This window comes from Sphingobium sp., assembly GCF_041987595.1.
Classification (GTDB): Bacteria; Pseudomonadota; Alphaproteobacteria; order Sphingomonadales; family Sphingomonadaceae; genus Sphingobium.
In genome coordinates this window covers 1-17,110 of record NZ_JBHIWJ010000086.1, presented here as the reverse complement: position 1 = coordinate 17,110, position 17,110 = coordinate 1, and the positions used below count along the sequence as shown (strand labels likewise).

The following is a 17,110-nucleotide window of genomic DNA, read 5'->3' as shown; positions in this document are numbered from 1 at the left end:
TCGATCACCGGCGCGGGCTTGCCGCCAAGGGACGCATGATAGGCATCGAGCGCCACCGCGACGCCAGCCAGATCGCCGATATTCTCGCCCAGCGTGAAGGCGCCCTTCACGTGCGCGCCGGGGAACGGTTCGTAAGCGTCATATTGCTTGACCAGCTTGTCGGTCAGCGCCTTGAAATTGGCGACGTCCTGGTCGCTCCACCACTGGTTGAGCTTGCCCGTCTCGTCATATTTCGCGCCCTGATCGTCGAAATGATGGCTGAGTTCATGGCCGATCACCGCACCTATGCCGCCATAGTTGACCGCCGGATCGGCATGGGGATCGAAGAAGGGCGGTTGCAGGATCGCGGCGGGGAAGACGATCTCCACCATGCCGAAATTGGCATAGGCGTTGATTTCCATCGGAGTCATACCCCATTCCCAGCGATAGATCGGCTTGCCCAGCTTGCCCATCTGATAGTCGAACTCGAACTGGTTTGAACGCAGCGCATTGCCGAACAGGTCGTCGCGCCGCATCGTCAGACCGGTATAGTCGCGCCATTTGTCAGGGTAGCCGATCTTGGGCGTGAAGGCGGCCAGCTTCTTGTGTGCGCGGGCCTTGGCGACGTCGCTCATCCAGGTGAGACCATCGATGCGACGGCCCATTGCGGCGATCACATTCCTGACCAGCTGGTCCATCGCCGCCTTGGTTTCGGGCGGGAAATATTTGGCGACATAGGCCTTGCCGACTTCCTCGCCCATCGATCCTTTCAGGAAATCCACCGCCCGCTTCCAGCGCGCTTCACGCTCCGGCGTGCCGGACAGGGTTGTCCCGTAAAAGGCGAAGTTGGCGTCGGCGATGCTGTCGGGCAACTCATCGGCATAGCTGTGCAGCGTGCGCAGCAGCAGCGCATCCTTCAGCACGCCGATCGGCGCCTCGGCGATCAGCGCGGCTTCGCCGGCGACGGCGCTTGGCTGCGACACCAGCAGATCCCTGGGCGCAAGCCCGTTCGCGGCGAAAAAGGCGGTGAAATCGAAGCCAGGCGCGGTCTTCTGCAAATCCACCAGCGTCATCTTGTTATAGGTCTTGTCGGCGTCGCGGCTGTCGACCTGGGTCCAGTGGACCTTGGCAACCTCCGTCTCGAACGCCATCAGCGCAGCGGCGCGGCCCTTGGCGTCAGCTTCGCCTGCCAGCGTCAGCATCTTCTCCAGATGCGCGACATAGGCGGTGCGGATCGCCGCCATCTTCGCGTCGGGCTCAAGGTAGAAGTCGCGGTCGGGCAGGCCAAGGCCATCCTGATGCAGCACGAGGATGTAGGTTTCGGGATCCTTGTCGTCCTGATTGACGTAGAAGCCGAAGGGACCGTCAATGCCCGCGCGCGCGGCTTCGGCGGCAAGCTTCGCATAGCCTGCCTTGTCCTTCACGCCCCTGATCTTCGCGATCCAGGGCCTGGCGGGGGTCAGCCCCTTTTTCTCGACCGTGGCGGCGTCGAGATAGCTGGCATAGGCGTTGCCGATCTTACTGTTCGGATCGGCCTGCGCGGCGTCGAGAATGGCTTTGGTCCGCTCGCGCGACAGGTCGTCCAACGTGTTGAATGCACCATAATTGGACTTATCGGCCGGAATCGGAGTGTTTTTCGCCCAGCTGCCGTTGGCGTAATCGTAGAAATCGTCGCCGGGCTTTACCGACCTGTCCATGCCCGCACTGTCGAAACCGTAACTGCCGTAGGTCGGTTTCGCCGGATCGGTTTGGGCGACTGACGCGCCGGCGGCCAGCGCAACAGCTGCCGCGCCGAGGAGGAGATATTTCATCAAAGCTTCCCTTGCTTCATTTGGTCAGGCCACGCAGCCGCGCCCGTGATGGCAGGGAATTGAGCGCCCCGAAGTGGCGATGTCCATGTCGTTGGTCGAAAATTTGCGGCGCTTGCTGCTTTCAGGGAAGCACTATGGCGCCGGCGAACGTCTGATGCAGCGTCCGCGCATCCAGCGGATCGAGATATGGCAGGCGACCAAGGCACCGAACCTTGCCCAAAAGCGGAATGATCCGCTCATTCTCCGCATGCGGCTCCCCGATAAACGCGATTCCCGCGATCGGGACACCTCGCGCCCGCAACGCTTCGATGCTGAGCAGACTGTGGTTGATCGTGCCCAATCCCGTCCGCGCGCAGAGGATCACCGGCGCACCCCAATGGGCGAACAGGTCGATCATCAGCAGGCTCTCGCTGACGGGGACCATCAATCCGCCCGCCCCCTCGACTACCAGCGGACCATCCACCCGCGGCAGGGCCAGCCGGTCAAGGTTGATCTGCACCCCATCGATCCGCGCTGCCAGATGCGGCGAGGCGGGCGTGTTCAGGCGATAGGCTTCGGGCAGGATGTGAGACGCCGGAAGACCCGACAGCGCTCCGACCCTTTCCTTGTCGCCTTCAGGATCGATGCCCGCCTGAACCGGTTTCCAATAATAGGCGCCCAATGCACCGGCCAGGCCCGCCGCGAACACCGTCTTGCCGATATCGGTATCGGTGCCGGTAACGATGAAGACGTTCATGCCAGCACCCGACGCAATTCCTCGCCCAGCGCCGCGATGTCGGCGCGCCCGACGTTAAGCGTCAGCGAAATGCGCAGGCGGCTGGTGCCCGGCGGCACGGTCGGCGGGCGGATGCCGCGCACGTCGAAGCCCGCCTGCTGCAAGGCGGCGGCCGCCGCCATGGCGCGGCGATCCTCGCCCAGCACCACCGGCACGATCTGGCTGCGCGGCGCGGGCAGGCCCAGCGGCGCGCAGATCACCTCCGCCGCATCCACCATCAGCGTCTTCAGCCGTTCGCGCAGGTCGTCCGCCTGCTCGATCCGGTCGAGCGCCGCGGACACCGCCACCGCCATCAGCGGCGAGGGCGCGGTCGAGAAGATGAAGGCGCGGGCACGGTTGATGAGATAGTCGATCAAGATCCGCGGCCCGCAGATCAGCGCGCCCTCCACCCCCATCGCCTTGCCGCAGGTGTGCAGCGTCACGACATTGTGCAATCCGTCGAGGCCGGAAGACAGGCCACGACCGGAAGGCCCGAACACGCCCGTGCCATGGGCTTCGTCGAGGATCAGCATGGCGTCATGCTTCGCCGCCAGCGTGGCCAGTTCGGCCAGCGGCGCCATGTCGCCATCCATCGAATAAAGCGTCTCCACAGCGATCCAGATGCGGCCCTTGCCCCCTTCGGCGCGCCAGGCGGCGATCAGGTCGGCAAAGCTCTGCACCTCATTATGCCGGGCAAAGACGGTCACGGCCTTCGACATGCGGATGCCGTCATGGACGCTGGCGTGGATCAGCTCGTCCGCGACGATCAGGTCGCCGCGCTGCGGCAGCGTCGAAAACAGCGCAAGATTGGCGGCAAAGCCGTTCGCCATGAACAGCGCCGCCTGCGTCTTGAAGAAATCGGCAGCCTTCGCCTCCAGCCCTTCATGCTCGGGCGCATTGCCCCGCAACAGCCGCGATCCACCCGATCCGACCGGCACGCCCCGCGCCACTGCGTCGGCGACGGCCTGTCCGATGATGGGGTCTGACGCGAGGCCGAGATAATCGTTGGAAGCAAAGTCCCGCCCGGCGCGGGGCACCAGACGGCGCAGGCGGCCGCGTTTTTCAAGCGCAGCCAGTTGCGAGCGGAAGGGTTCGCTGGTCATGGACCGCGCTATAGGCGCGCATGGCGCGGGGGGGCAAGCATGTCCGGCAAATGGCGGTCATGCCGGCGGGCGGGGGAGCTACGCCTGGGGCAAGGACGTCACGTCCGCAAATGACCGAAACCCAATTCCGCCTAGAAGTTGAAGCTCAGCGAAAAGGACGCGACATTGTCGTTCGGATCATCGGCATCCGAGCGGAAGCCATGCTGGTGCAGATAGCCGATCTCCGCATTCACATTCTTCGCGACCGGCGTGGTGATGGCGATCAGGTTGCGCATCCGCTCCTCGCCCTCGACCCGCTGGAAATTGGTGGTGTTGAGGTCGATGAAGCTCTCATGGCTCAGCACCAGCGCCGTCTTGCCGCCTTCCCTGAAGGGCAGCACATATTTGACATAGGGACGCAAACGCCAGGCGGTGCCGTCGATGCCCTCGCGCCAGCGCTGCTCCAGACGCAGGCGGGCGCTCAGCTGGCCGGGTCCGATCCTGACGATATTGTCGAAAGTGACCTGCTGACGGCCCCGATGCTCCATCACCGTGAAATCGCCGCCATCATATTGCGGATCATGGGTATAGCCGGCCCAGACCGTCACCTTCTTGCTGATCCTGTAGCCGATCAGCGAGTTCATCTCGATTTCATACAGGCCGTCGCGATCATTGCTGAACCGGCCGACGACCTCTTGCGAAAAGCGCCAATGGTCGCTCAGCTTTACCGTCGCGCTGGCGGTGGTCCAGAGCTGTTCGTCCTCGCTGGCATGGGCCACGGCCGGAAAGGCGAGGGCGGCGAGCGCCGGCAGCATTCTGGTGATCAATCGCATCATGTTTCTCCCCCGCCTTGTGGCGTTGGCGGGGCCAATATGACCAATGAGTGACTCTTTTGTGACTATTACATTGCCAATTTGTTGCGATCCGCTTTTCCGCCGTTTCGCATGACCGGCTGCCTGCACGCGGCGATCCTTCCTCCCATGCAGCAGCAGGATCGGCGTAGAAAATTGCGCGGCGAAATGAGCCGGCGACATGGCGGCAAGGTCGGGTGCTGCTCCTTCTTGCGGGCGCCATGGTCTTTGCCCCTGCCCCCTGGCAGCACTGGCCGCAAAAAAGCCCCGTCCATTTTATGGAACGGGGCCGTTTGCCTGTCTTTTCTTTTTATCGGGCGCTTAGGCGCCGTGCGCCAGCGCCGCAAGCAACAGCAGTGCGACGATATTGGTGATCTTGATCATCGGATTCACCGCCGGGCCGGCCGTATCCTTATAGGGATCGCCGACGGTGTCGCCGGTCACCGCAGCCTTGTGGGCTTCGCTGCCCTTGCCGCCATGATTGCCGTCCTCGATGAACTTCTTGGCATTGTCCCAGGCGCCGCCCCCCGAGGTCATCGAAATGGCCACGAACAGACCGGACACGATCACGCCCAGAAGCAGCGCACCCAGGGCCGCAAAGCCATTGGATGTGCCCGCGACCGCCGAGATCGCGAAATAGACGATGATCGGCGCCAGCACGGGAAGCAGGCTGGGGACGATCATCTCCTTGATCGCGGCGCGGGTGACGAGGTCCACCGTGCGGGCGTAGTTGGGCCGCGCCGTGCCCTCCATGATCCCCTTGTTGGTGGCGAACTGGTCGCGCACGTCCTTCACCACGTCGCCGGCCGCGCGGCCCACGGCGGTCATCCCCATAGCGCCGAACAGATAGGGAAGCAGCGCGCCCAGCAGCAGGCCGACGATGACATAGGGGTTGGACAGGCTGAAGTCGACCGGCTCGGTCAGGCCGAGCGCCGTGTTGTAGAATTTGAGATCCTCGGTATAGGCGCCGAACAGCACCAGCGCCGCAAGGCCCGCAGACCCGATGGCGTAGCCTTTGGTCACCGCCTTGGTGGTGTTGCCCACCGCGTCGAGCGCATCGGTCCTGACCCGCACGCTGTCATCCATATGCGACATTTCCGCGATGCCGCCCGCATTGTCGGTGACAGGACCATAGGCGTCCAGCGCCACGACCATGCCCGCCAGCGCCAGCATGGCCGTCGCGGCGAAGGCGATGCCGATCAGGCCCGCCAGTTGATGGGCGACGATGATACCGGCCACGATCACCAGCGTGGGCAGCGCCGTGGCTTCCAGGCTCACCGCCAGCCCCTGAATGACGTTGGTGCCATGGCCGGTTTCGGAGGCGCGGGCGATGCTGCGCACCGGGCGGTAATTGGTGCCGGTATAATATTCAGTGATCCAGACGATCAGCCCGGTCACGGCAAGGCCCACCATCATCGCCCAGAACAGCGCCATGCCGGTATAGCCGCCCGATCCGTCCAGATCGGCGCCGAAGCGGGCATTGAGATCGCCCAGGGTGAACTGCGTTACCGCGTAGAGCGCCGGGATCGAGAGGATCGCCGTCGTCCAGAAGCCCTTGTACAGCGCGCCCATGATCGACTGGCTGGCGCCCAGCCGCACCATGTAGGTGCCGATGATCGAGGTGATGATGCACACGCCGCCGACGATCAGCGGCAGCGACATGAGTTGCATCAGGAAGGCATTGTCAACGCCCTTCACCAGCAGCGCGGTCAGCACCATCGTCGCGCCGACCGTCACCACATAGGTTTCAAACAGGTCGGCTGCCATGCCCGCGCAGTCGCCGACATTGTCGCCCACATTGTCCGCGATCACGGCGGGGTTGCGCGGGTCGTCCTCCGGGATTCCCGCCTCGACCTTGCCGACCAGATCCGCGCCGACGTCCGCCGCCTTGGTGAAGATTCCGCCGCCCAGACGCGCGAAGATGGAAATGAGGCTGGCGCCGAAGGCGAGAGCCACCAGAGAGTCGATCACCAGCCGGTCATCGGGCGCATGGCCTGCAGGTCCGGTCAGATACCAGAAGAAGACGCTGATCGCGAGCAGAGCCAGCCCGGCCACCAGCATGCCGGTGATGGCGCCCGCCCGAAAAGCCACGGTCAGCCCGCTTTGCAGCGTGTCGCGGGCGGCTTCGGCGGTGCGGACATTGGCGCGCACCGAAATGTTCATGCCGATGAAACCCGCCGCGCCCGACAGCAGTGCGCCGATCAGAAACCCTATCGCGGAAGTGACGCCCAGGAAGAAGAAGACCAGTGCCGCGACGACAGCGCCGACCATGGCGATGGTCATATATTGGCGGCCCAGATAGGCCTTGGCGCCCTCCTGAATCGCGCCCGCAATCTGTTGCATGACATCGTTGCCGGCGGAGGCCGCCAGCACCTGTCGACTGGTGAAAACGCCGTAGAGCACGGCCAGCAGGCCGCACCCTATGGCAATCGAGACAATCTGCATGAATGTTCCTCTCCCCCTGTTATGCCTGTCATCGGCCGCTCCGCAGGGAATGACGGGCGAGCGAAGGGCGTAAGGGCGGGCGGCCGGAACAAGCGCTTCCGGCGTCGGGCACCGCGTCAATCAGCATCAGGCTCACGCACATCATGCGGTCCTATTGGGCTGAGAAAGGTCGCGGGTGAAGCTACAGGGCAGACAGGCGGCGTCAACCCATTACGAATCAGGCCATTAAGAATGGGAGACGTCAACCATGTTCCCAGCCGAGCCGGTCGGGCAGCGGAAAGGCAACCCCGTCGATCAGCAGCGTCAGCCCCTCGCCCCTGGTGAAGTGGCCTACCGGAATGGCCCGGACCGGCGGTCTGATCGCGGCGGGAAGCGCGAAGAGCAGTTCATAATCGTCGCCCGCCCGGGCTGCGGCGATCTGGACCGCGCTGCTGGCCCCGCGGGTCGCCTCCAGCGCGGGGGAGAGCGGAATATGGTCGATGGCCACGGCGAGGCCGCTCGCCTCTGCCATGCGCGCAGCGTCGATCAGCAGGCCGTCGGACACGTCCATCATCGCATGAACATGGCGGGCGAGCAGCGCGCCCTCCGCCAGACGCGGGCGCGGACGGCGATAGGCCTCGACGAGCGGCCCTGACGCGCCCGGCATGGTCCGGACCAGGTCGAGACCGACCCCCGCATCTCCTACCGGGCCGGTCAGATAGAGCCGGTCGCCCGCCTGCGCGCCGCCGCGCACCGGAACCGGGCCGGTCGCTTCGCCCAGAGCGGTGAGGCTGTAGCTGCGGGGCGCGCCCCTGGGCATCTTCACCGTGTCGCCGCCCAAGAGCGGCATAGCGTGACGAGCGAGGGCCTCGCCCAGCCCTTCGAGGAAAGCCGCGTCCCACGCATCATCGCCCGACAGTGCATAGTTGAGCAGGCAGCCGATCGGCTTGGCGCCCTTGGCGGCGAGGTCGGACAGGTTCACTGCCGCCAGCTTCCAGCCAATATCTGCCGGTGGGTCGGCAGGAAGATAATGCACCCCCTCCACCATCGTATCGCTGGTAAGGATCAGGCGGGTGCCGCCGACCTCCAGCACGGCGACATCGTCCTGCAAACCCTGAGCGGCAGGGTCATTCGCCAGCAGGCGCAGCAGGGTCAGGAAACGGGATTCAGCGGACATGGCTCTTCCCCATTCCCGATATGTCTATTTCCGGACGTCCTTCGCCACCGCGTCGAGCAGGCCGTTCACAAAACCCGCCTCCCGCTTGTCGTAGAAGGCGTGGGCGACATCGACATATTCGCTGATGACGGTGCCGGTCGCCACATCCTTGCGGGCGAGCAGCTCATAGGTGCCCGCACGCAGGATCTGCCGCATCGGCTTGTCGAGCCGCTCCAGGCTCCACCCCTTGGAGAGACGCGCCACGATAAGGGCATCAATCTCGCCCCGGCGGCGGTCTACCCCCTGCACGACATCGTCGAAGAAATTCTCTTCCGCCTGCGCATAGGTCACGTCCTCGATGGTCGCGCCCAGACGATGCTGGTGGAATTCATGCAGCAGCAGATGAAGCGGCGTGCCTTCCATTTCGAGCTGGTAGAGCGCCTGAACCGCGGCAAGGCGCGCGGCGGAGCGGGATTTGGAGCGATCGTTCATCAACAGGTCCATAGCCGTTCGGACCGGAAATGTCGAAACCGGTCCGTGGTGGAAAAATGGCCCCGCCTGAACAGCGGAGCAATCGGATTATTTGAGCCGCAGCGCGACCGACGCCGCATGCGCCGGAAGCCCCTCCGCCTCGGCCAGCGCGACGGCGGCAGGACCGATGACATCGATGCTGTTCTGATCGAGACTGAGGAAGCTGGTCCGCTTCATGAAGTCCAGCACCGACAGGCCCGAGGAGAAGCGCGCCCGACGCCCGGTCGGCAGCACATGGTTCGGCCCGGCGACATAATCGCCCACCGCCTCAGGCGTCATGCGGCCCAGGAACACCGATCCGGCATGGCGCACCCGGGCAAACAGCGCATCGGGATCGTCCACCGCCAGCTCCAGATGCTCGGCGGCCAGACGATCGACCAGCGGCATCGCCTCTTCGAAGTCGCGAACGACGATGATCGCGCCATTGGCATTCCAGCTTGCGCTGGCCACCGCCTGCGTCGCCAGCAGCGGCAGGCGCTTTTGCACCGCCGCCGCCACCGCATCGGCAAAGGCGGCATCGTCAGTGAACAGGATCGACTGGCTGGTCGGGTCATGCTCCGACTGGCTGAGAAGGTCAGCGGCGATCCAGTCGGGATTGTTCTTCCCGTCGGCCACCACGACGATTTCGGAAGGCCCGGCGACCATGTCGATACCGACCACGCCGTAAAGCTGTCGCTTGGCCTCCGCGACCCAGGCATTGCCGGGGCCGGTGATGACGTCGACCGGCCTGATCAGATTCGTGCCATAGGCGAGCGCGGCCACCGCCTGGGCACCGCCGACGCGCCAGATTTCCTCGATCCCCGCGATCTGCGCGGCGGCGAGCACCAGCGGATTGATCTCGCCATTAGGGGTCGGCGTCACCATCGCGATGCGCGACACGCCCGCGACCTTGGCCGGGATCACGTTCATCAGCAGCGAACTGGGATAGGCCGCCCGCCCGCCCGGCACATAAAGGCCCGCCGCATCGACGGCGCTCCAACGCGCGCCCAGACGCACGCCCGCCGCGTCGACGCTGTCACTGTCCTGCGGCTTCTGTTTTTCATGATAGGCGGTGATCCGCGCCGCCGCGAGTTCCAGCGCGTCGCGCAACTCGGTGGAAATCCCCTCCAGCGCGGCGCGACATTCCGCTGGCGTCACCGCCCAGCCGCTGACGTCCAGATCGTGCCGGTCGAAACGGCTGGTATAATCGGCGAGCGCCGCGTCACCCTCCGCCCGCACGCGCTTGAGGATCGCGGTCACGTCGCGCGACACATCCTCATCGGCCTCGCGCCGGGCGTCGACCAGCGCGGTGAAGGCGGCGGCGAAATCCGCGTCTCGGCTGTCGAGCCTAAGCGACATCCCGCACCCCCACGGCCTTGCGGAAGGCTTCCACCAGCGGCGTCAGTTCCGCCGAGCGCATCTTGTAGGCGGCGCGATTGACGATCAGCCGCGCCGACACCTGCATGATCACGCTGGTTTCAACGAGGCCATTGGCCTTGAGCGTGGCGCCCGAGGATACGAGGTCGACGATCCGTCGCGAAAGGCCCAGCGACGGCGCCAGTTCCATCGCGCCGTTCAGTTTCACGCATTCGGCCTGAATGCCTCGCGCCTCATAATATCTGCGTGTCAGATAAGGATATTTGGTTGCGACCCGCACATGGCTGAGCGCCGCCTCATCCTCATCCGCCAGGCCGACGGGTTCAGCCACCGACAGGCGGCAATGCCCCATGTCGAGGTCGACCGGCGCGTAGATCTCTGAATAATCAAACTCTTCCAGCACATCCGAGCCGACGATGCCGATCTGCGCCGCACCATGCGCCACAAAGGTCGCCACGTCGAAGGCCCGCACGCGGATGATCGACACATCGGGACGATTGGTGGCGAAGCGCAGCGCCCGGCTCTTCTTGTCATGGAACTCCGCCTCCGGCTCGATTCCGGCTTTGGCGAGCAGGGGCAGCGCTTCATCGAGGATGCGCCCCTTGGGAATGGCGAAGGTGAGCGGACGAGTCATGACGGGCGGGCCTTACTTGCGACGGCGCGAAAGGACAAGGTTCATGCAGCCTCGGCCATCGCGGCTTCCGTTGCCGCGATCCAGCCGCCGCCCAGCACCCGCTCACCCGCATAGAGCACCGCCGCCTGCCCCGGCGCGACGCCATATTCGGGCGCGTCGAACACCAGCCGTTCGCCCTCCAGCCGCGCGGGAACGGGCTTGGCCATCGAGCGCACCTTGGCGGTCAATGGCCCGCTGAAATCGCCACCCAGCCAATTGATGTCGGAAAGCCGCGCTGCCGATACCGCCAGCGCAGCCCTGGGGCCGACGATCACGCGCCGCCCTTCGGCATCCAGCCGCACGACGTAGAGCGGCTCGGCCTGCCCGCCAATCTCCAGCCCCTTACGCTGGCCGACAGTATAATGGATCATCCCCTTGTGCGTGCCCATCACGCGTCCGTCGATATGGACGATCTGCCCACTCTCATCGGCATCGGGGCGCAGCTTGCGGACGATCTTGGCATAGTCGCCATCGGGCACGAAACAGATGTCCTGACTGTCCGGCTTCATCGCCACCGACAGGCCCAGCTCGGCCGCGATTTCGCGAACCTGCGGCTTGGGCAAACCTCCAAGAGGAAAGCGCAGATAATCCAGTTGCGCCTGAGTCGTGGCGAAGAGAAAATAACTCTGGTCCCGTGCCGGATCGACGGCGCGATGCAGTTCGGCACCCTGCGGCCCCTCCATCCGACGCACATAATGGCCGGTGGCAAGGCAGTCCGCCCCCAGGTCCCGCGCAATCTGAAACAGGTCGGTGAACTTCACCCCCATATTGCACTTCACGCAGGGGATTGGCGTGCGGCCGGCCATATATTCGTCGGCAAAGTCGGAAATCACCGATTCCCGGAACCGGCTTTCATAATCAAAGACATAATGGGAAATTCCGATGCGGTCTGCGACCGCCCGCGCATCCCGGATGTCCTGCCCGGCGCAGCAGCTTCCGGTCCGCCCGACCGCCGCGCCATGATCGTAGAGCTGGAGCGTCACGCCGATGGTCTCCGCCCCCGTGCGGGCGGCGAGCGCGGCCACGACGCTGGAGTCCACGCCGCCCGACATGGCGACAACGATCCGCCGCGCATCGAGCGGCTCAGGAAGCTGGAACTGGGGCTGCATGGGCGGCCCTATAATCCCATTCGAACCAAATTGCACCTCTCACCAAAATCGACGGGCAAGTTTACCGGACCTTATCCTTTAGCCCCTACACCGGCTTTCCATGGATTTGGGATTCCTTCGGACAGGCGGGCTGAAGCCCAGCTTCGTCAAGCCTTCTGGCCGGCGACGCGTGCCGGTCTGGCCGTCCCTGCGGGCCGCTTCGGCGGCGGCGCAGGCTGCCAGCCCGACCGCATTGGCGGTGGCGGAGGTCCTGCGGGGGCAGGAAATCGAAGGCGACTGGATCCAGGAACTGGCCGATATTCTCGCGCCACGTTCCAGCGGCAATATCGAGGCCGCAGGGCTCGCGGGCAGCTTTAACCCGTTGATCGCGAACCGTTTAAGAGTGGGGCAGGGATGATGAAGGGGGCGTTTACCGTGGCGCTTTAGGCCCTGTTCAGGGCTTGGGGCGCAGACAGTTTCGCACTGCTGAAATCGGCAATGCCAGTGCCGCTTACTTGAGGGTGATAATGATCGAAAACCAGAAAATCAGACCCGCACAGGTCGTAGGGCCGCTCGGAGAACCCCTGACTCTGGAAAGCCTGCCGCCGGTGGATACGACCCGCTGGGTCGTACGCCGCAAAGCGGAGGTCGTCGCGGCCGTCAATGGCGGTCTGCTGACCGTGGATGAAGCCTGCGCCCGCTATTCGCTGACGCTGGAGGAATTTGCGAGCTGGCAGCGCGCCGTAGACCGTTCCGGCATGCACGGCCTGCGCGTGACGCGCATCCAATATTACAAGTCCCTCTACGAACGTCAGCAGAAATACTGAACTTTCTCAAAGGGTCGCACCGCAGCAGGGCCGCCGGATCAACCATCCGGCGGCCCTGCGCTTTTCCGGCCAACCGGGGTTTATGGAACGCAAAGCCTGTTTCTGACGTTGAACCTGTCAGCCTACCCGAAAGGGGCTGTGGTCCAAGGAGAGTGAGAAATGGGCATCATTTTGTGGCTTGTCGTCGGCGGCATCATCGGCTGGCTCGCCAGCATGGTCATGCGCACCGACGCGCAGCAGGGCATCCTGCTGAACATCGTCGTGGGTATCGTCGGCGCATTCGTCGGCGGCCTGATCTTCAGTGGCGGTTCGATCAATGAAGGCCTGACGCTTTACAGCTTCCTGGTCTCGCTGGTCGGCGCGATCATATTGCTGGCGATCGTCAATCTGGTCCGTCGGGGATCCGTCCGCTAACCCACCCGTCGTCCTGCGAAAAGGGCCGCGTCATTGCGATGGCGCGGCCCTTTTCCTGATGTCAGTTCCGTCCGACAAAGAAGCGGTATAGACCCAGAACCGCGATCGACCCCAATATGGCGGCGATGAAGCTTGCCTGCTCCCCCGGCGCATAGATGCCGAGCATCCTTCCGACATAGCCCGCCAGCAGCGCGCCGGCGATGCCCAGCAGGATGGTGACCACGCAGCCCCCCGGATCGCGGCCGGGCATCACCAGCCGGGCAATCGCGCCCGCCAACAGGCCCACGACCAGCCATCCCAGCAATTCCATTCACGCCCTCCACCCGCTATAGCAAGGGACATAGCGCCACAGTCGGACGCCTTTGGCAAGGGGCGGCGCCCCCATGCTGAAGCGCTTCTGCCACGCAGTTGGGTAGCGGCATATTTGAGGGCTTGAGCCGGGTGATGTATTCATATAATACAGCAGCCGCACGGCGTCATGCCGAAAGATGGATTTACGATGAATTATGAAACCCCAGTGGTCGGTGACGTGCCGGTAGACATGCTTGACGAGCAGGATGGGCAACCTCTGTGGCGCCGTCGAATCGTCATCGGCGCTGTTATCGCTATCATTCTGGTGACGGTGGCCGCTTGGGTCAGCATGCGCGGCAAGGGCGCGGAAATCCCGGCGAATGCGACCCAGGCCCCGGTCGTCACGGTCATCAGCCCAGGCCAGTCGATGGTATCGCACACCATCAACGCGACCGGATCGCTGGCCGCGCGGGTGGAAATGCCTGTGGGCGTTGTGGGTGAAGGCGGCGCGGTGACGCGGGTGCTGGTGCAGCCGGGCGACTGGGTGCGCGCCGGGCAGGTTCTGGCGACCGTCGAACGATCGGTACAGACCGAGCAGATCCGATCGCTGGCCGCCCAGGTGGAAGTGAACCGCGCCGACGCCAAACTGGCGCAGGCGCAGCTCGACCGCGCGAAGGCGCTGGTATCGCGCGGCTTCATCAGCCAGGCCGATATCGATCAGCGCACCGCCACCCGCGACGCCGCCAACGCCCGCGTCAATGTCGCGATCGCCCAGCTCGCCGAACAGCGCGCCCGCACCGGGCGGCTGGACATCCGCGCTCCGGCCGCCGGGCTGGTGCTGACCCGCGGGGTCGAGCCGGGCCAGATCGTGGGTTCGGGCAGCGCCGTGCTGTTTCGTATGGCCAAGGGTGGTGAGATGGAAATGCTGGCGCAGGTCAGCGAAGGCGATCTGGCGGCGCTGCGCGTCGGCAATGGCGCGACCGTGACGCCCATTGGCGGCACGGCGCAGTTTGCCGGGCGCATCTGGCAGATTTCACCGGTGGTCGACAATCAGAACCGCCAGGGCATCGCCCGCATCGCCATTCCCTATAATCCCGCGATCCGTCCGGGCGGCTTCGCCTCCGCGGCGATCGTCAGCGGCACGGGTTCGGCGCCGATGCTGCCGGAATCGGCGGTGCAGAGCGACGAGAAGGGGAATTATGTCTATGTCGTCAACGGCCGCGACGCAGTGCAGCGGCGCGACGTCAAGATCGGTCAGGTGACTGATGCGGGCGTGTCCATCCTGAACGGTCTCAATGGCGATGAACGCATCGTCGCTTCGGCCGGCGCTTTCCTGACGCCGGGGCAGAAGGTGAAGCCAGAAGTCAGCAAGTCGAAATGAAGCGGCGGGGCGCGCCTGAGCATCGTGCGGAAAGGTGGAAGCCGGTTTTCCACTGGAATCGATGCGACGACGGAAAGTCGCGCGCCCACCGGCAGGCGAGGAAGCCGTCATGAGTTTTCGCAATATTTCCGCTTGGGCGATCCGCAATCCGGTGTCGCCGATCGTGTTGTTCGTTGCTCTGCTGCTGGCGGGGATGGTCAGTTTCGGTCGGATGGACGTCAACCAGCAGCCCGACATCAGCTTCCCCATGGCCAGCGTCGTGGTGCGGCAGCCCGGCGCCGCGCCCACCGAACTGGAAACGCAGGTCACCCAGCGGATCGAGGCCGCCGTGCGCGGCATCAGCGGCGTGGACGAGATCACTTCCTGGGTGTCGGAAGGCGAATCCAACACCAATGTCCAGTTCCAGATCGGAACCCCGGTCGACCGCGCCGTCAACGACGTGAAGAATGCCGTGGATCAGATCCGCAGCGACCTGCCCGAAGGAATTCTGGAGCCCCAGGTCAGCCGCGTCGACATTGACGGCGGGCCGATCGCCTATTTCAGCGCCGAAGCCACCGACATGACGCTGGAGGAGCTGTCCTGGTATGTCGACAACACCATCGCCAAGCGATTGCTGGCGGTGCCCGGCATGGCGGCGGTCAAGCGCGGCGGCGGCGTCAGCCGCGAAATCCGCGTCATCCTGAATCCTGCCAAGCTGCAATCGCATGGCATCACCGCGTCGCAGGTCAACCAGCAGCTTCAGCAGGTGAACCTGAATGCGGCGGGTGGCCGCACCGAGATTGCCGGCGCCGAACAGGCGATCCGCGTGCTCGGCAACGCGCGCGACGCCTACGCGCTGGGCCAGACCCAGATCGCCATTTCCGGCGGCCGCACGGTCAAGCTCGCCGATCTGGCCGATGTCCGCGACATGTATGCCGAACAGCGTTCCCTGTCGCTGATGAACGGACGGCAGGTGACCAGCTTCAGCATGGAAAAGGCCAAGGGCGCGTCCGACGTCACCGTATTCGACGAGGCGATGAAGGTGCTGGACCAGCTGAAGAAGGAAAATCCCAAGGTCCAGTATAAGCAGCTCTACACCAGCGTGGAATATACCAAGAGCCAATATCATTCCGCCATCGCGGCGATGATAGAGGGCGCCGTGCTGGCGGTGGTCATCGTCTTCCTGTTCCTGCGCGACTGGCGGGCGACGATCATTTCCGCGCTGGCGATCCCGCTGTCGGCCATTCCCGCCTTCTGGTTCATGGACATGATGGGTTTCACGCTCAACATGACCTCTTTGCTGGCCCTCAGCCTCGTGGCGGGCGTGCTGGTCGACGACGCGATCGTGGAGATCGAGAATATCGTCCGCCACATGCGCATGGGCAAAAGCGCCTATCAGGCCGCGATCGACGCCGCCGACGAGATCGGCCTCGCCGTGCTGGCGACCACCAGCGCGATCGTCGCGGTGTTCCTGCCGGTCGGCATGATGCCGGGCATTTCCGGCCAGTTCTTCATCCAGTTCGGCCTGACGGTCGTGGTCGCCGTGCTCTTGAGCCTGGCCGTCGCGCGCCTGATCACGCCCATGGTCGCGGCCTATTTCCTCAAGGCCCATGGCCAGGAAAGCCACGGCGAAGGCTGGTTGATGGACGTCTATATGTCGATCCTGCGCTGGTCGCTGGACGAACGCCGGGCCATCGCCCACCGCGCGCGCGGCGGCGCGGCGCGTTTCACGGCCTGGCTTCGCGACCATCGCATCTGGACGCTGGGATTCGGCTTCGTCGCCTTCCTCGCGACGATCGCCGCCTTCGGCACGCTGCCCATGTCGTTTCAGCCGACCATGGACACCGATTTCAGCCAGGTGAAGATCGAAACCGTGCCCGGCAGCACGCTGGAACAGACCACGGCGATCACCCGGAAGGTCGCGGACATGCTGGCTGCGGACAGGGATACGGTCGACGCCGCCTTTGCCGACATCCAGACCACCGGCGCCGACATCTTCCTGACGCTGCGCAAGGACCGGCCGACCAGTTCGGTCGACTGGGAACGCAGGATGGCGCCCAAATTCCAGCAGGTCGCCGATGCGCGGGTCAATTTCCAGTCGCAATCGGGCGGCGGCTTCGGCCGCGACATCATCATCATGTTCGGCAGCGACGATCCGGTCCTGCTGGAAAATACCGCCAACAGGCTGGTCAGGGAAATGGCGGGCATCCGGGAACTGCGCGCGCCCCGCGTGCAGGGCGACATGAACCGGCCCGAAATCGTCATCAAGCCGCGCTTCGACCTGGCCGCCAGCATGGGGGTGACGACCGCCGCGCTCAGCCAGACGATCCGCGTCGCGACCATTGGCGACATTGACCAGAACAGCGCCAAATTCTCGCTGTCGGACCGGCAGATCCCGATCCGCGTATCGATTGCTGAAAACAGCCGCCGGGACCTCTCCACCATAGAGAATATGCCGGTGCCCACGGTCAACGGCGGTTCCGTGCCGCTGAAGGTCGTCGCCGATATCGAAT

General features: G+C 64.6%; 16 protein-coding genes. 5 read left to right on the top strand and 11 right to left on the bottom strand.

What is annotated here, in order from left to right:
• From ACFC3J_RS17535 to mnmA, 10 genes are all read right to left on the bottom strand, one after another.
• On the bottom strand, positions 1–1,790 hold a 1,790-nt coding region (locus ACFC3J_RS17535), incomplete at its 3' end, for a M13 family metallopeptidase (protein ID WP_375197388.1).
• A 121-nt stretch (positions 1,791–1,911) separates the two neighbouring features.
• Positions 1,912–2,526 carry a dethiobiotin synthase gene (gene bioD, locus ACFC3J_RS17530; RefSeq protein ID WP_375197387.1) on the bottom strand — a complete coding sequence of 205 codons (615 nt, stop codon included), beginning with the start codon at positions 2,524–2,526 and terminating at the stop codon, positions 1,912–1,914.
• Positions 2,523–3,647, bottom strand: coding sequence for an 8-amino-7-oxononanoate synthase (locus tag ACFC3J_RS17525; protein ID WP_375197386.1), 1,125 nt, complete (start codon positions 3,645–3,647; stop codon positions 2,523–2,525). Before ACFC3J_RS17525 ends, bioD begins: the two co-directional genes overlap by 4 nt.
• Positions 3,648–3,778: 131 nt before the next feature.
• Positions 3,779–4,459, bottom strand: coding sequence for a DUF2490 domain-containing protein (locus ACFC3J_RS17520; protein WP_375197389.1), 681 nt, complete (start codon positions 4,457–4,459; stop codon positions 3,779–3,781).
• Positions 4,460–4,798: 339 nt separating this feature from the next.
• The gene (locus ACFC3J_RS17515) at positions 4,799–6,922 is read right to left on the bottom strand and encodes a sodium-translocating pyrophosphatase (protein ID WP_375197385.1); all 2,124 of its coding nucleotides are present in this window, start codon (positions 6,920–6,922) and stop codon (positions 4,799–4,801) included.
• A 241-nt stretch (positions 6,923–7,163) separates the two neighbouring features.
• Positions 7,164–8,078 (bottom strand): thiamine-phosphate kinase, encoded by a 915-nt coding sequence (thiL, locus tag ACFC3J_RS17510; RefSeq protein WP_375197384.1) that lies wholly within the window; start codon positions 8,076–8,078, stop codon positions 7,164–7,166.
• A 24-nt stretch (positions 8,079–8,102) separates the two neighbouring features.
• Positions 8,103–8,549: a transcription antitermination factor NusB gene (gene nusB, locus ACFC3J_RS17505; RefSeq protein ID WP_375197383.1), complete on the bottom strand. Its 447-nt coding sequence runs from the start codon at positions 8,547–8,549 to the stop codon at positions 8,103–8,105.
• Positions 8,550–8,636: 87 nt separating this feature from the next.
• Positions 8,637–9,926 carry a histidinol dehydrogenase gene (gene hisD / locus ACFC3J_RS17500; RefSeq protein WP_375197382.1) on the bottom strand — a complete coding sequence of 430 codons (1,290 nt, stop codon included), beginning with the start codon at positions 9,924–9,926 and terminating at the stop codon, positions 8,637–8,639.
• On the bottom strand, positions 9,916–10,578 hold the full coding sequence (hisG, locus tag ACFC3J_RS17495) for an ATP phosphoribosyltransferase (RefSeq protein ID WP_375197381.1): 663 nt from the start codon (positions 10,576–10,578) through the stop codon (positions 9,916–9,918). The genes hisD and hisG overlap by 11 nt, the downstream gene beginning before the upstream one ends.
• A gap of 41 nt (positions 10,579–10,619) precedes the next feature.
• The gene (gene mnmA / locus ACFC3J_RS17490) at positions 10,620–11,726 is read right to left on the bottom strand and encodes a tRNA 2-thiouridine(34) synthase MnmA (RefSeq protein WP_375197380.1); all 1,107 of its coding nucleotides are present in this window, start codon (positions 11,724–11,726) and stop codon (positions 10,620–10,622) included.
• 100 nt (positions 11,727–11,826) lie between these two features.
• Between mnmA and ACFC3J_RS17485 the strand changes: the two genes are divergently transcribed.
• The 3 genes from ACFC3J_RS17485 (at position 11,827) to ACFC3J_RS17475 (ending at position 12,946) form a co-directional block, all read left to right on the top strand.
• Positions 11,827–12,123 carry a hypothetical protein gene (locus tag ACFC3J_RS17485; protein ID WP_375197379.1) on the top strand — a complete coding sequence of 99 codons (297 nt, stop codon included), beginning with the start codon at positions 11,827–11,829 and terminating at the stop codon, positions 12,121–12,123.
• 109 nt (positions 12,124–12,232) lie between these two features.
• A complete protein-coding gene (locus ACFC3J_RS17480; RefSeq protein ID WP_007687284.1) occupies positions 12,233–12,532 on the top strand; it encodes a DUF1153 domain-containing protein in 300 nt (99 codons plus the stop codon).
• 159 nt (positions 12,533–12,691) lie between these two features.
• Positions 12,692–12,946: a GlsB/YeaQ/YmgE family stress response membrane protein gene (locus ACFC3J_RS17475; RefSeq protein WP_046762223.1), complete on the top strand. Its 255-nt coding sequence runs from the start codon at positions 12,692–12,694 to the stop codon at positions 12,944–12,946.
• A 61-nt stretch (positions 12,947–13,007) separates the two neighbouring features.
• Here the strand turns inward: ACFC3J_RS17475 and ACFC3J_RS17470 are convergent, their stop codons facing one another.
• Positions 13,008–13,256, bottom strand: a complete 249-nt coding sequence (locus ACFC3J_RS17470; RefSeq protein WP_375197378.1) for a GlsB/YeaQ/YmgE family stress response membrane protein — start codon at positions 13,254–13,256, stop codon at positions 13,008–13,010.
• 189 nt (positions 13,257–13,445) lie between these two features.
• Between ACFC3J_RS17470 and ACFC3J_RS17465 the strand changes: the two genes are divergently transcribed.
• Positions 13,446–14,618 (top strand): efflux RND transporter periplasmic adaptor subunit, encoded by a 1,173-nt coding sequence (locus tag ACFC3J_RS17465; RefSeq protein WP_375197377.1) that lies wholly within the window; start codon positions 13,446–13,448, stop codon positions 14,616–14,618.
• Between the two features lie 109 nt (positions 14,619–14,727).
• On the top strand, positions 14,728–17,110 hold a 2,383-nt coding region (locus ACFC3J_RS17460; RefSeq protein WP_375197376.1), incomplete at its 3' end, for an efflux RND transporter permease subunit.